11 protein-coding genes are annotated in these 13,885 nt (G+C 65.4%); 6 read left to right on the forward strand and 5 right to left on the reverse strand.

Features of this window, described 5'->3' with window-relative positions:
- From ybgF to XI03_RS11040, 4 genes are all read left to right on the forward strand, one after another.
- Positions 1 to 553: tol-pal system protein YbgF (gene ybgF, locus XI03_RS11025; RefSeq protein ID WP_271592160.1), on the forward strand; the 553-nt coding region annotated here is incomplete at its 5' end.
- A 77-nt stretch (positions 554 to 630) separates the two neighbouring features.
- A complete protein-coding gene (gene tilS, locus XI03_RS11030; protein ID WP_095426676.1) occupies positions 631 to 1,689 on the forward strand; it encodes a tRNA lysidine(34) synthetase TilS in 1,059 nt (352 codons plus the stop codon).
- Between the two features lie 264 nt (positions 1,690 to 1,953).
- Positions 1,954 to 3,879 (forward strand): ATP-dependent zinc metalloprotease FtsH, encoded by a 1,926-nt coding sequence (ftsH, locus tag XI03_RS11035; RefSeq protein ID WP_028140315.1) that lies wholly within the window; start codon positions 1,954 to 1,956, stop codon positions 3,877 to 3,879.
- Positions 3,880 to 4,049: 170 nt separating this feature from the next.
- Positions 4,050 to 5,495 (forward strand): hypothetical protein, encoded by a 1,446-nt coding sequence (locus tag XI03_RS11040; RefSeq protein WP_271592161.1) that lies wholly within the window; start codon positions 4,050 to 4,052, stop codon positions 5,493 to 5,495.
- 1 nt (position 5,496) lies between these two features.
- Here XI03_RS11040 and XI03_RS11045 read toward each other — a convergent pair whose 3' ends face one another.
- The 4 genes from XI03_RS11045 to XI03_RS11060 form a co-directional block, all read right to left on the reverse strand.
- On the reverse strand, positions 5,497 to 6,180 hold the full coding sequence (locus XI03_RS11045; protein ID WP_271592162.1) for a class I SAM-dependent methyltransferase: 684 nt from the start codon (positions 6,178 to 6,180) through the stop codon (positions 5,497 to 5,499).
- Positions 6,181 to 6,188: 8 nt separating this feature from the next.
- Positions 6,189 to 7,184 carry a glycosyltransferase family 2 protein gene (locus tag XI03_RS11050; RefSeq protein WP_091956434.1) on the reverse strand — a complete coding sequence of 332 codons (996 nt, stop codon included), beginning with the start codon at positions 7,182 to 7,184 and terminating at the stop codon, positions 6,189 to 6,191.
- 165 nt (positions 7,185 to 7,349) lie between these two features.
- On the reverse strand, positions 7,350 to 8,912 hold the full coding sequence (locus XI03_RS11055; RefSeq protein WP_271592163.1) for a hypothetical protein: 1,563 nt from the start codon (positions 8,910 to 8,912) through the stop codon (positions 7,350 to 7,352).
- 100 nt (positions 8,913 to 9,012) lie between these two features.
- Positions 9,013 to 10,503 (reverse strand): hypothetical protein, encoded by a 1,491-nt coding sequence (locus tag XI03_RS11060; protein WP_271592164.1) that lies wholly within the window; start codon positions 10,501 to 10,503, stop codon positions 9,013 to 9,015.
- A 415-nt stretch (positions 10,504 to 10,918) separates the two neighbouring features.
- On the opposite strand from XI03_RS11060, the gene XI03_RS11065 reads away from it, so the two are divergent.
- A complete protein-coding gene (locus XI03_RS11065) occupies positions 10,919 to 11,083 on the forward strand; it encodes a Flp family type IVb pilin (protein WP_028140309.1) in 165 nt (54 codons plus the stop codon).
- 249 nt (positions 11,084 to 11,332) lie between these two features.
- Here the strand turns inward: XI03_RS11065 and XI03_RS11070 are convergent, their stop codons facing one another.
- Positions 11,333 to 12,823: a hypothetical protein gene (locus XI03_RS11070; RefSeq protein ID WP_271592165.1), complete on the reverse strand. Its 1,491-nt coding sequence runs from the start codon at positions 12,821 to 12,823 to the stop codon at positions 11,333 to 11,335.
- A 289-nt stretch (positions 12,824 to 13,112) separates the two neighbouring features.
- On the opposite strand from XI03_RS11070, the gene XI03_RS11075 reads away from it, so the two are divergent.
- On the forward strand, positions 13,113 to 13,793 hold the full coding sequence (locus tag XI03_RS11075; protein ID WP_028140307.1) for a TetR/AcrR family transcriptional regulator: 681 nt from the start codon (positions 13,113 to 13,115) through the stop codon (positions 13,791 to 13,793).
- Positions 13,794 to 13,885: the final 92 nt, after the last annotated feature.

Consider the following 13,885-nt stretch of genomic DNA (forward strand, 5'->3'; position numbering starts at 1 on the left):
GGGAGCACCCGGCGGCCGCGGCGCCGGCGAGCCGCTCGATCTCGCCAACACCGGCCCCCGTTATCAGCAGCAGGCCGCTCCCCCGGCCGCGCAGCCCGGCTATCCGCCGGCCCAATCCGGCTCTCCCGCGCCCGCCGGCGGCGCCGGCCTGACCACGCTGCCGCCCTCGGCAACGCCGCGCGACGAGTTCGACCTTGGCATCGGCTACATGCAGCGCAAGGACTACGCGCTCGCCGAGCAGACCATGAAGAACTTCACGCAGAAATATCCGAGCGACCCGCTGCTCGGCGACGCGCAATACTGGCTCGGCGAGAGCTACTTCCAGCGCCAGCAATATCGGGACTCCGCGGAAGCCTTCCTCGCCGTCACCACCAAATACGAGAAATCGGCCAAGGCCCCGGATGCGCTGCTGCGGCTCGGCCAGTCGCTCGCCGCGCTGAAGGAGAAGGAGGCCGCCTGCGCCGCCTTCGGCGAGGTCGGCCGCAAATATCCGCGCGCCTCCGCCGGCGTCAAAGCCGCGGTCGACCGCGAGCAGAAACGGGTGAAGTGCTGACGTCGGGGGTCCTGACAACGCGGATGGCGCTGCGCTAGACATCGTAACCATCCGCCTGCGACGGTCAGGGCCGCGTCATGTCAGACGACGACAATTCTCCGATCTCGACACGCGAGGCGAGGCGGCTCTTCGCCGGCCTGAAGAGCGCGCCGGCGCTGGTGCTCGCCGTGTCGGGCGGGCCCGACTCGGTCGCGCTGATGTGGCTTGCGGCGCGCTGGCGGCGCAGCCTCGCGCGCGGCCCAAGTCTCACCGTCGTCACGATCGATCACGGCCTGCGGCGAGAGGCGGCGCGCGAGGCGCGCGAGGTCAAGCGGCTCGCCACTGAACTCGGATTGCCGCACCGGACCCTGCGCTGGCGCGGCGCAAAGCCGAAGACCGGACTGCCGGCGGCGGCGCGCGAGGCGCGTTACCGCCTGCTCGCGCAGGCCGCGCGTGCCGTCGGCGCGAGCCATGTGCTGACCGCCCACACCCGCGACGACCAGGCCGAGACCCTGTTGATGCGCCTGTTGCGCGGCAGCGGACTTGCCGGGCTGTCGGCAATGGCCTCCCTCAGCGAGCGCGACGGGATCGTGCTGGCGCGTCCGCTGCTCGAGGTCCCGAAGGCGCAGCTGATCGCGACCTTGAAGCGGGCCAGGATCGGCTTTGCCGACGATCCCACCAACCGCGACACCGCCTTCACCCGGCCGCGGCTGCGGGCGCTGCTGCCGCTCCTTGCGGCCGAGGGTGGCGACGCCCGCACGCTGGTGCGGCTCGCGGCCCGGCTGGCGCGGGCCAATGCGGCGGTCGAGCTGCTGGCCGACGGCGCCGAGCGCTTCCTCCATTTGAGGGATCGCGGCGATGCGCCGCAGGCAGGTGTTCGAAGCTTCGAGGCCTCGGCCTTTGCCGTCCTGCCGGAGGAGGTCCGGCTGCGGCTCCTGCTGCGGGCCATCAACGCGCTCGGGCATGAAGGGCCGGCGGAACTCGGCAAGGTTGAGTCTCTCCTTGCCGCGCTCGACCAGGCCATCGCCGCAAGCCCTCGCACGGGCGCAAATGGCCGGCAGGCCTTGAGGCAGACCCTTGCGGGAGCCTTGATCAGCCTTGCCGGCGGGCGTATCCACATCGCACCGGCGCCGGTCCGGCGTCGCAAGGGCGGATAGGCGCGGACGAGGGCGGATCATGACACCGGCCAATTCGGCCCCGCGCCGTCAGGACACCTTAACCAGGCAGGAAAAACCCCGCTCCGGACGCCATTATTTCAGCGGGAATCGCTCTAAGATGGGATAAATAGTCCCACCTCGTTCCCTTGGCAGCGACCGGGACGGCACCTAAATTGTATGCGTCTAACGATGAGGATTCCTTGGGGATTTCCTCGTAGAGCCCAAGGATGAGGCCGCGATCCGCGCGACCACGAAGGAAGATCGATGAACGCCAATCTGCGCAATTTCGCCCTCTGGGTCATCATTGTCTTGCTGCTTTTGGCGTTGTTCACGCTCTTCCAGAATCCGGGTCAGCGGGCCTCCTCGCAGGACATCGCCTTCTCGCAGCTCCTGAGCGAGGTTGACCGCGGCAATGTGCGCGACGTCGTGATCCAGGGGCCGGACATTCACGGCACCTTCACCAACGGCTCCAGCTTCCAGACCTATGCGCCCAGCGACCCGACGCTGGTGAAGCGCCTCTATGACAGCAAGGTGCAGATCACCGCGAAGCCGCCCGGCGACAACGTGCCGTGGTTCGTCTCGCTGCTGGTCTCCTGGCTGCCGTTCATCGCCCTGATCGGCGTGTGGATCTTCCTGTCGCGGCAGATGCAGGGCGGCGCCGGCAAGGCGATGGGCTTTGGCAAGTCGCGCGCCAAGATGCTGACCGAAGCGCATGGCCGCGTCACCTTCGAGGACGTCGCCGGCGTCGACGAGGCCAAGCAGGACCTGCAGGAGATCGTCGAATTCCTGCGCGACCCCGGCAAGTTCCAGCGCCTCGGCGGCCGCATTCCGCGCGGCGTGCTGCTGGTCGGCCCTCCCGGCACCGGTAAGACCCTGATCGCGCGTGCGGTCGCGGGCGAAGCCAACGTGCCGTTCTTCACCATCTCCGGTTCTGACTTCGTCGAGATGTTCGTCGGCGTCGGCGCGAGCCGCGTCCGCGACATGTTCGAACAGGCCAAGAAGAACGCGCCCTGCATCATCTTCATCGACGAAATCGACGCGGTCGGTCGTCATCGTGGCGCCGGCCTCGGCGGCGGCAATGACGAGCGCGAGCAGACGCTGAACCAGCTGCTGGTCGAGATGGACGGCTTCGAGGCGAACGAGGGCGTGATCCTGATCGCCGCGACCAACCGTCCCGACGTGCTCGATCCCGCGCTGCTGCGTCCGGGCCGCTTCGACCGTCAGGTCGTGGTGCCGAACCCCGATGTCGTCGGCCGCGAGCAGATCCTCAAGGTTCACGTTCGCAAGGTGCCGCTGGCGCCCGATATCAACCTCAAGACCATCGCGCGCGGCACCCCGGGCTTCTCCGGCGCCGACCTGATGAACCTCGTCAACGAGGCCGCTTTGACCGCCGCCCGCCGCAACAAGCGGATGGTGACGCAGGCCGAATTCGAAGAGGCCAAGGACAAGGTGATGATGGGCGCCGAGCGCAAATCGCTCGTCATGACCGAGGAAGAGAAGTTGCTGACCGCCTATCACGAGGGCGGCCACGCCATCGTCGGCCTCAACGTCGTCGCGACCGACCCGATCCACAAGGCGACCATCATTCCGCGCGGCCGTGCGCTCGGCATGGTCATGCAGCTCCCCGAGCGCGACAAGCTGTCGATGTCTCTGGAGCAGATGACCTCGCGGCTCGCGATCATGATGGGCGGCCGTGTCGCCGAAGAGCTGATCTTCGGCCGCGAGAAGGTGACCTCGGGTGCGTCCTCCGACATCGAGCAGGCGACACGCCTGGCCCGGATGATGGTGACGCGCTGGGGCCTGTCCGAGGCGCTCGGCACCGTGTCCTATGGCGAAAACCAGGACGAGGTTTTCCTGGGCATGTCGGTGTCGCGCACCCAGAACGCATCGGAGGCGACGGTCCAGAAGATCGACACCGAGATCCGGCGTTTCGTGGAAGAGGGCTACAACGAAGCGACGCGTATTCTCACCGAGAAGCGCGCCGATCTCGAAGCGCTCGCCAAGGGCCTGCTGGAGTTCGAGACGCTGAGCGGCGACGAGATCGTCGATCTGCTCAAGGGCAAGAAGCCGAACCGCGAGTCCGTGCTCGAGCCGAGCACGCCGCGCGCCTCCGCGGTGCCCCCGGCCGGCAAGTCGCCGCGCCCGCGGCCCGATACGGATCCCGGCCTGGAGCCGCAGCCGCAGGCGTAATTGCGAGCGGCAGGTGAGATTGCAAAACGCGGCGGAAACGCCGCGTTTTTTGTTGGCTGGCGGTTCGCGGATGCAGGGCGCTCCCGGCGCGAGCGAAGCGCGCGGCTTCCGGGGCAACCGCGGGAATCACTAAAGAAGAACTTAACGCTTGCGTCCTATTTTGGCCCGCCATGACTGACCAGGTCGTCCACAGCGCGGTTCAACCGTTTTCGGCACGTGCAGCGCTCCCTTGGGCAGTGGGCCTCGGCGTCTATGCCCTGTTGCTGACCGTTGGGCCGTGGCTGCTCGGTGATCCCGACAGCTATTCTCATATCGAGGTCGGGCGTTGGATCATCGCGCATGGCACCCTGCCGGAGAGCGATCCCTTTTCGTTTTCGAAGCATGGCGCGCCCTGGATCACCTTCGAGTGGCTCTCGGAAATCGTCTACGCCGGAGCCTACGCATTGTCCGGCTGGCCCGGCGTCGTCGTCGTCGCAGCAGCGGCGATAGCGCTCGCCTTTGGCCTGTTCACCTTCTTCCTGCTGCGCGAGCTCTCGCCGGCCCTGACGCTGCTCATGGTGATCGCGGCCGTCATCCTGTTGGCGCCGCATATGCTGGCGCGGCCGCATGTCCTCGTGCTGCCGGTGATGGTGATTTGGGCGGCGGCCCTGGTGCGCTGCATGGATCGCGGCGGGCCTCCGCCATACTGGGCGCTGCCGCTGCTGGTGCTGTGGACCAATCTGCATGGCAGCGTGGTGCTCGCGCTCGGGCTGATCGGTCCGGCCGTGCTCGAGGCGCTGCTGCGTGAGGAGCGAAGCGAATGGCCGCGCGTGCTGCTGCGATGGCTGCCCTTCTCGGCCCTTGCCCTCGCTGCGTCCTGTCTGACGCCGCACGGGCCGGAGCCGCTGCTGATGCCGCTGACGACACTCGGCCTCGGCTCTGCGCTCGCCTGGATCGGGGAATGGCGGCCGCAGGATTTCAGCCATGTCGGTGGCTTCGAGTTGCTGCTGCTGGCCGGCATCTTTGCGCTCGCGCGCGGCGTGACGTTGCCGGTCGTGCGGGCCCTGGTGGTGATCGGCCTGCTCCATTTCGCACTGGCGCAGGTACGCAACGCGGATCTGCTGGCCATGCTGGCGCCGCTCTATCTGGCGGCCCCCTTGGGTCGGACATTCGGCGGGCGGATCACGGACGATGCGGAGGGCGCGTCGCGCGGCCTGAATCTGGCCGCGTTCGGTGTTCTGATCGCGATGAGCGGGGCGGCGCTGGCGCGCGACATACGGCCGGCTACCGTCATCACCCCTCAAGCTGCCGTCGCGCAAGCCGACCTCGCCAAGGCGGGGCGCGTGCTCAACGATTATTCCTTCGGCGGCTATTTGATCTTTGCCGGCATTCCCACCTTCATCGATGGTCGCGGCGAACTGTATGGCGGGCCGTTCATCGACCGCTACAATCGTGCCCTGGCGCTGGTTGACCTCGCAGATTTTCTCAAGCTGCTCGACGAATACGACATCGGCGCGACGCTGCTCGCGCCGCGGACACCGGCGGTCGCGATGCTCGACCGGCTGCCCCAGTGGCAACGCGTCTACAGCGACGACGTGGCGGTCGTGCACAAGCGGCGGGATACGCCGCAAAGATAAGTCAGACGGACCCGAAGGCCGCGTATTGGCCGCCGAGCGACACGCCGCTCAGGGCATCTTCGAGGCGACGCGCCGGTTTGGTGTCCCAGGGGAGCAGCAGGAAATGGCGGGCGCCGATCTCCCGCAAGCCGCCCGCAGCCATCAATTTTCGGGTTTTGCCGGCACTGAGCAGGACGGCGTCCCGGTCGAACTCGCAGCGCGCAACGGCAAGACGTGTCAGCGGGTTGTAGGGATTGTGCTCGATCACGCAGACGAGCCCCCCGGGCCGCACCACCCGCCGCATCTCGGTGATGAAATGCGTCCATTCGGCCGGCACGATATGGTGCATCACGCAGATGGCCGTGACGAGATCGAAGCTGGCGTCCTCGAAGGGAAACGTGCGGCCGTCAAACTCGCGGTAGTCGACCCCGCTATTGGCCGCGCGGGCCTGCGCCAGGCTGGCCGACGAAACGTCGATGCCGCTCAAGCGGCCGACCATGCCGTGCAACAGGGGATGAAGGCTGCCGACACCGCAGCCGACGTCCAGCATGTCGGGCCTCTCGGTGTTCAGCCGCTGCGCGATCAGATCGGCCAGGAGATCGGCCTTCGCGCGCATGAAGAAATCATGCGGCAAGCCGGAGAAGTCGATCGAGGATTGGACAACGTCACGGTAGTTGGCGTGATAGCCGTCGAAGAGCTCGCTCATGCGCCGGATCACTCGTTGACTGCGTGGATTGCAGGCGCTGCCGCCGCCTCGTTGCGATCGAAGCCGGCGCGCGTCTGTACCACATAGAGCGGGCGGCGTTTCACCTCGGCATGGATGCGGCCGACATACAGCCCCACGATACCGGTCATCAGCATGTTGATTCCGCACAGCAGCGACACGACGACGATCGTCGACGACCAGCCGGTCACGAGATGGCTGTCTTTGCTGAGCCACAGCAGGATCACCCAGCCGCCGTAGAGCAGGGCCAGTCCCGAAACCGTCAAGCCGCACCAGATCGCAAGCCGCAGGGGCAGATCGGAAAAGCCGAGCGCGGCGTTCACCGCGAGTCGCACCATCTTGAACAGCGGGTATTTGGTTTCGCCCGCGGCTCGCTCGAGGCGGTGGAAGGCGACCTCGGCCTGCCGGAAACCGAGCCAGGCGATCATGCCGCGTACGAAGCGATCCTGCTCCGGCATCTGCCTGAGTGCGTCGAGCACCTTGCGATCGATCAGGCGGAAGTCGCCGACATCGGCGGGGATGCCGACCGAGGACATCCTGCCGAGGAGCCGGTAGAACAGATGCGCCGTCGCACGCTTGAACCGGCTTTCGCCTTCGCGTGACAGGCGGCGGGCGTGGACGACGTCGTTGCCTTCCTGCCATTTTGCGATCAATTGCTCGATCACTTCGGGCGGATCCTGCAAATCGGCATCCATCACGATGATCGCATCACCTTCCGCGGCGTCCATGCCGGCGGTGATTGCGACCTGATGGCCGAAATTTCGCGACAGGCCGATATAGCGAAAGCGCGGATCGCGCTTGGCGAGCGCCTGGAGCACGATCGAGCTGGAATCGCTGCTGCCGTCGTCGACGAAGATCGCTTCAGCCGGACCGTCGAGCCGGGACAAGACCAGGTCGAGCCGGCGCAGCAGGACCGGCAGCACGGCTTCCTCGTTGAACACGGGGATGACGAGGCTGTAGCGGATCGATCTGGAATTGGCCGCCATGCGAGAGATTCCGGCTGGGTTGCAGGGGCGGGAGTCTAGTTCGGCGGTGGTTAAGGTCGCCTTGCCGCGACTGTTAAGGATCTAGGGCACTCGGGCGATTGAGGGCGGAGGCGGAACGGAATGGCGATGCACGATTAACCATGCTTGCGCAGCCGTGGCGTCGGTCTAGGACCTGCGGCGGATCTTGTAGAGAACAAATCGCTCCGAGGTGTCCAGCACCTCGAGCAGTTCCGGCAGCGGGTTCGCGGCCGGCGGTCCGAGCACATAGAGATAGTCGTAGTCCCGGTACCAGGTGCGGATGAACGGCGGAACGTCCGCCGGCGGCCGGCTTGCCGCAATCGCGGTGAGCAGCTCCGACGGCACCGGCCCTCCATAGGGAATGGCAAGGCGGCGCGCGCTCTCGCGTGGCCGCACCGGCTGCTTGCCCGCTTCCGTGAAGAGGTTGGGCACGAACGCGTTGGCATAATGCACGGCCAGCGTCGGCGCATAGTACATCGGATACGAGGTGAGGTCGGCGAAGGGCGGATCACCATTGTCGCCCGTGCTTCCAACGAGAACGCGTGAGCCGCGCTCGATCTTCTGGAACGAGGCGATGATCGCCGCATAGTCGGCGCGGTAAGGCAGCCACACCGCGAGGACGATCGCGAGATTGATCAGTGTGATCCCACTGATCGCGGCGAGCGCAGCCGTTCTCCAGGCCCGGCTCGGCAGCGACAGCGAGCAGAAGGCCGGCAGGATCAGAGCTGCAGCGGGAATCACGCGAAGGTCCACGAACGAGGTTCCGAACAGCTTGGAGGGAATGACCAGGTAGAGCAGTGCAAAGCCGATCGCGAGCCAGAGGCCGGCCGGCTCGAGCTTGAGGACGCCGCGCCTTGCGGCAAAAAGCAACGAGATCATCAGCGCCAGCCCGGTCACTGCCGATGCCGTCAGGCTGTAGCCGTTCAGGATGCGCAACGGCCAGATCGGCTTGAATCCGAAGAACCAGCTCGTCCCCTCGCTTCCGATCGAGCCCGCCGTCATTTGCATGATCCCAAACAACACGAGCGCCGGCAGGGCCAGCGCGCCGAGCCGCGCGGCCACGCCCAGGTACGATGCTCGCTGCTGACGAATGCGCGAGAGCTCGTAGAGGCCAAGCGTCGCGCCGTAGATACCGAGGGAGAAGAAATGCGCCGCATACAGCGCAGCGACGAACAGCAAATTGGCGACGAAACGCAGCGGCCATGGGCCTTCGGCCAGCATCAGGTAGATTGCGATGCCCCAGAGAGCGAGGCCGAGGCCAAACTCGAAATTCACGAAGCCCCAGCTGAACGGCAGACAGTAGAGGAAAGCGAGCGCAGCGAAGCCGGCAAGATGAACCCGGCCCTTCCGCGCCCATTCCAGCAGCAGCGCACCCCCGACGATCAGCAATTGGCTCAGCAGCAGAAACAGCCGCGTGGCGTGCTCGACGCTCATCAGCCGCGCCAGCTGCGGCACCAGCAGATCCATTCCAAGGTTGGGATAGAAGGCCCAGGCCACCTCGTAATACGGATTGGCGTCGGGGGTGCCGTTCCGGCTCAGAATGTACATGCGGGCGAGGTGATTGGGATAATCCACCATCGCGGGAATGGGGGTCAGCAGCACCGGAAGAAGGGAGACCGCCGCCAGCACCGCAAGAACGGCGATTCCCACGGACCGCTCCGAGTCGAGCCGAGCCGGGATGGTCAAAGTCGGCCTGTCAAAACAAGACATGTCGCGGGATCGCCGGGGTTTGAGCGTGGTGTGCCAGGTCGCGTCCACGTCGCCTTTGGAGGGACATCTCACGGTTACGAGTACGCCCTCAAGGAGGTTCTCACTTCGAAGGCGTCGCTGTCGCGCTGTCCGCATGGTCTCGCACATGGATCACCGCGATGTCGTCCGCATAGATCCGCTTCCAGCCCTTGAGCTGGTCGAGGATCTGCGGGCCCGGCGCATCGGCAACCAGGAGCGTCGCGTCGATCTTGTACTCGTCGAGCAGGCGCGGCAGCAGCTCGGGCTTCTTGCCCTCCGTCGCCTTGAAGAAGTCCATGACGAATTTCTCGCCATAGAGCTCGGCACGGCCGTCAACGAAGACCGGAATATCGCGCGAGATCAGATAGCCGCCGAACTGGTAGGCATTGAAGATGCGCTGCATCTTGCGTTGCTCGAGTACGTCGACGGCCGCAACCGGCGTGTGCGTCGTCGTGAAGGTGAAGCGGTGGTGCGCCATGTAGAGCGACGTCGAGGTCCAGCTCGCCGCCACGATCATCAGCGCGCCAAGCGCGGTGACATGGCGGGCGGGCCAGCGCCCGGCACCGGCGGCGTCAGGCGCCGGGCGCGGGAACATCTCGCCGAGCGGCTTTGCCAGCACCAGCGGCACCACGAACGCAAATGCCTCGATGCTCCTGACATGGGTCAGCGCGCTCCAGGTCAGGAACAGGATCAGGAAGATCCGGGGCGCCGACAGCACCAGGCCGCGATAATAGCCGAATGCGATCAGGCCGAGCAGGGCGCCTTCGAATGGGGTGAACGTGGAGAAGTTCGCGGGCATCCATTCGAAGATCAGCGACAGCAATTCGCCGAGGCCGAGAATATTGGTCGCGCCCAGCAGCGTCCGCCAGCCATACGGCGTGCAGCAGCTCGCGATCAGAGCACCGATTCCAAACAACACCCAGCGCATGAACAGCTGGAGCCGTCGTCCCTTCTCGGCGTGCTCGACGGCCTCGAGCGCGATCGGGCCGATCAGCACGAGGCCCAGCACGAAGCCGCCATGCAAATTCGCCCAGAGCGCCATCAGCGGCAGCCAATACCAGGACGGCGCGCTCTTGCGGTCGGCAGCTGCCATCAGCAGACCGACCCACGCCACCATGACGGGCAGCGCCAGGATATGCGGCCGCGCCAGCACGTGATGGGCCGACAGCAGCAGCGCCAGCATCGCGAACAGCACTGCGCGTGGTGCCTCGATCTGCACGTCGAGCAGATAGACGAAGATCGCGACCGTGACCGCGACCGCGACCGCGGTGAGGATGACGGGACCTGCCCAGTCCCATTGCGCGTGGGAATAGGCGAACAGCACCTGCGACAGCCACGACGTCGACATCCATGGCGCGCCCGTTCGCGTGAACGAATAGAAGTCGGTGGTGGGCATGGCGCGGTGATCGAGGATCCATTGCCCGATCTTCACCTGCCAGAACGAGTCGGAGTCCTGTAGCCGGGTGTCGCCGAGGTAGAGGAAGAACAGATAGACGCCGGCGCCGACGCATAGCGGCACCAGGGCCCTCGCGCGGCTCTGCGCCGCGATGCTGTTGGCAAAGGAAAGTGACATGCCGCCTCGTCGTCCTGTTGTTCTTGTCGGTCGGGCATGATCCGGACCCGGCGGGCCGCGTTGGCGCAAAGTGAGGTGCGGTTTCCGAGAAGATCATGCTCAAGCAATCACCTGAAGCGCGATGAAGGATTTCATCTCATCGCGCGCCAGTCCGAGCGGGCGGCATTGGATCACGGGCGGTCATAACTTCGGGTAAACCTGCAGGCTACGCCGGTTTCATGTCCCGACAATTTAACGGATTGTTTTAGATTTCGATTTACCATCGGCGAATACACGCAAACCGCTCGGTGTTTACGCAGACGAATTAACTGCGGCGCAATTCTTTGCCTCTACGTTTGGTTCCATGGTCGGGCGGCGCTGGGAAGCCGAAAAGACCAGATCAGTTGTAGCCTCGTGTACTCATTTGGAGCACTCTATGAAGAACCTCGTTGCGCGTTTCCTGAAGGATGAATCCGGCGCCACCGCCATTGAATACGGCCTGATCGCTGCCGGCATCGCGCTGGCCATCATCACCGTCGTCAACAATCTCGGCACCACGCTGAACGCCAAGTTCACCTCGATCTCGAGCAGCCTCAAGTAAGGCCGGCCGACCTGAGAATTCTGAGAGCCTCGTCCAAGACGAGGCTCTTTTCTTTTGTGCGAGGGCTTGCCGCCGGCCGATAGGCTAACGGACGAGGTGGCGTTTCGCGGGGAGGTGTCCGGCTCTCATTTTGGCGAGCCCGCGGCTTGTGTCTTGAGCCGTGTGGCCGGCGTTCCTGCCCGTGCGAGGCGCGCGAGAGCTGGCGGCCTGAAGCATGATCCGGATCATGCTCGAGATTTGGTTCGTGCCTCATTGTGACGCGGAGGGTTTGGTCGGTGTGTCGTCGCGAACGTGGACCACCGCGATGTCATCCGCATAGAGTCGTTTCCAGCCCGGCAAATGGTCCATGATCATCGATGCCGGGACCGTCCTGTTCAGCAGAGTCGCGTCGATCCGGTAGGTTTCGAGCAGGCGCAGCAGGGTCTCGACGTTCTTGCCTTCGACAGCCTCGAAATAGTCGAGCACGAATTGCTCGCCATACAGTTCGGCGCGGCCGTCGATGAAGGTCTTGATGTTGCGGGTGACCAGATAGCCGCCGATCGGCGCGGTGCTGAAGATCCGCTGCGCGTGCCGCCGCTCGAGCAGGTCGACCGCGGCCGCAGGAGACGGATCGCTGATGAAGGCATAGCGGTGCGGCGTGGCATAGGACCTCGTGATGCTCCAGCCGGCCGCGACGATCGCGAGCGCCGCGATCGCGGTCAGCGCAAAAGAGGGCCGCGTTTCCGTTCCCCTGGGTGCAACGGACCTCGTCATTCCAAAATGTTCGGCGAACGGTTTCGACAGCACGAGCGGCGTCAACAGCGCAAAAACCTCGATGTTCCTGAAGTGGCTGAGAGCCGCCCAGACCAGGCCGAGCAGCAGAAGAATACGGGTCGCGGTCAGCACCACGCCGCTGTAGTAGCCAATGCCGATCAAGCCGAGCAGGCTGACTCCGAACAGATCGAGCGAGCTGAAGTCGGCTGGCCTCCACTCCCCGATCATCGAGAGCAGCTTGCCGAGGTTGAGGATTTTCGTCGACGCGAGGAGCGTGTTCCAGCCATAGGGCGTGCAGCAGCTTGCCGCAAGCGCGGCAAGCCCGAACACGGTCCAGCGTGCGGCCAGTGCAAAGCGGTCCTTGCGATCGGCGGACGCGATCGCATCGAGGCCAACGGCTCCGATCAGCGCTAGACCCATGACGAAGCCGCCGTGAAGATTGGCCCACAGCGCCATCAGGGGCAGCAACAGCCAGGATGGCGCGGTGCGCCGGTCGGCGGCCGCCAGCAGTCCGCCGACAAAGGCCAGCATGACAGGCAGGGCCAGCATGTGCGGGCGCGCGAAAAAATGGCCCATCGACATCACGAGAATTGGGGCGATGAGCAGCAAGGCGCGCGCGGGATCCAGATAGGGGTCTATCAGGTGCGCGAAAATCGCCGCGGTCGCGCCGATCGCGAGCGACGTCAGGATAACCACGCCCGCCCAGTTCGACGGTTCGTAAACCAGCGCGAACAAAACTTGCGACAGCCAGGAACTCGAGATCCAGGGCTCGCCGTCGCGCGTGAACGAATAGATGTCGTTGTGGGGCAACGCGCGGTGTTCGAGGATCCACTGGCCGATCTTGATCTGCCACAGCGTGTCGGAATCCCGCAGCATGATGTCACCGACGCCAAGAAAGAACAGGTAGGCACCGGCACCGATGCAGAACGGCAAGATCCAGCGTGCTAAGCCGCGCGCGGGAGCGCTGCTTGTCAGGGAAAGCGACATTGAACTCTCGGGGTTGGATCGACCACGCAGTGACGGCGCATCGGCACATCACCATGATCGCGTTTAAGTTGAGGTAAACCAAACTGATCCTCCGCGGTCATCCCGCGTAAGGATGCGTTTATTATGCTTACGCCTGCTCTCCCGAGGTGCCGGGCGTTCGGATGATCATTTGCGTCTTGTCATCCCGCCTGAATAGTTGTTCAGTCTTTGCGGGGCGATTTGCATCTTTTGCGTGACGAAGCGTTTTGCCGCAGGGCGTGCGGCAGGCGTGTGGGACAGGAAGCGCGCCATGGTTTATCGGCGGACGCATCAAGTGGTGAAGCGCCTTGCGGCGCGGCGCAGTGCGATCTTGACGGCGGCACGGGAGACTGCAGCGGAAGGCGGGATGGCGGCGGTGCAGATCGCGCCCGTCGCGGTCCGGGCCAATGTCGCGGCCGGCACGGTCTACCGCTACTTCCCCTCCAAGGCCGAGCTGATCTCCGAGCTCATTGCCGAGGTCTCGCGCGATGAGCTCGCGGCGATCCGCCGGGCGGCCGATGCCGCGCCGGGGCCATCCTCGGCGCTGGCGGCCGCCGTCACCACCGTGGCGGTCCACACCCTGTCGCAGCGGCGGCTGGCCTGGGGCATTCTGGCCGAACCTGTCGATGTCGATGTCAGCGCCTCCCGCCTTGCCAGCCGGCGGGAGATTGCCGGCGAGATTGCCGCCCGGATCGACGCCGCGGTGCGTGCCGGTCACTTGCCGGCCCAGGACACCGCACTCGCCGCCACCGCCTTGCTCGGCGCGCTGCATGAGGCCCTGGTCGGGCCGCTAGCGCCTGACAATCTCGACGATCCCGTCAAGATGCGCGATGCGGTGCAGACCGTGACGCTGCTGGCGCTGCGTGCGGTCGGCGTCATGGACGCCCGCGCCCGGGGACTCGTGGTGCAGCAGACGCTGTTGCCGGCCGCGAAGGCGCTCGTTGGGGCGTAAAATCGCCCTGTGCACGAAGCGGCCGGCCTGACGGCGCTCAGATGGTTGACTGAGCGAGCCTTTTCGCAAAACCACAGCAGGATCGCCGGGCC

Origin of the sequence: Bradyrhizobium sp. CCBAU 65884 (genome assembly GCF_028128835.1) — a bacterium.
Lineage (GTDB): Bacteria > Pseudomonadota > Alphaproteobacteria > Rhizobiales > Xanthobacteraceae > Bradyrhizobium > Bradyrhizobium ottawaense.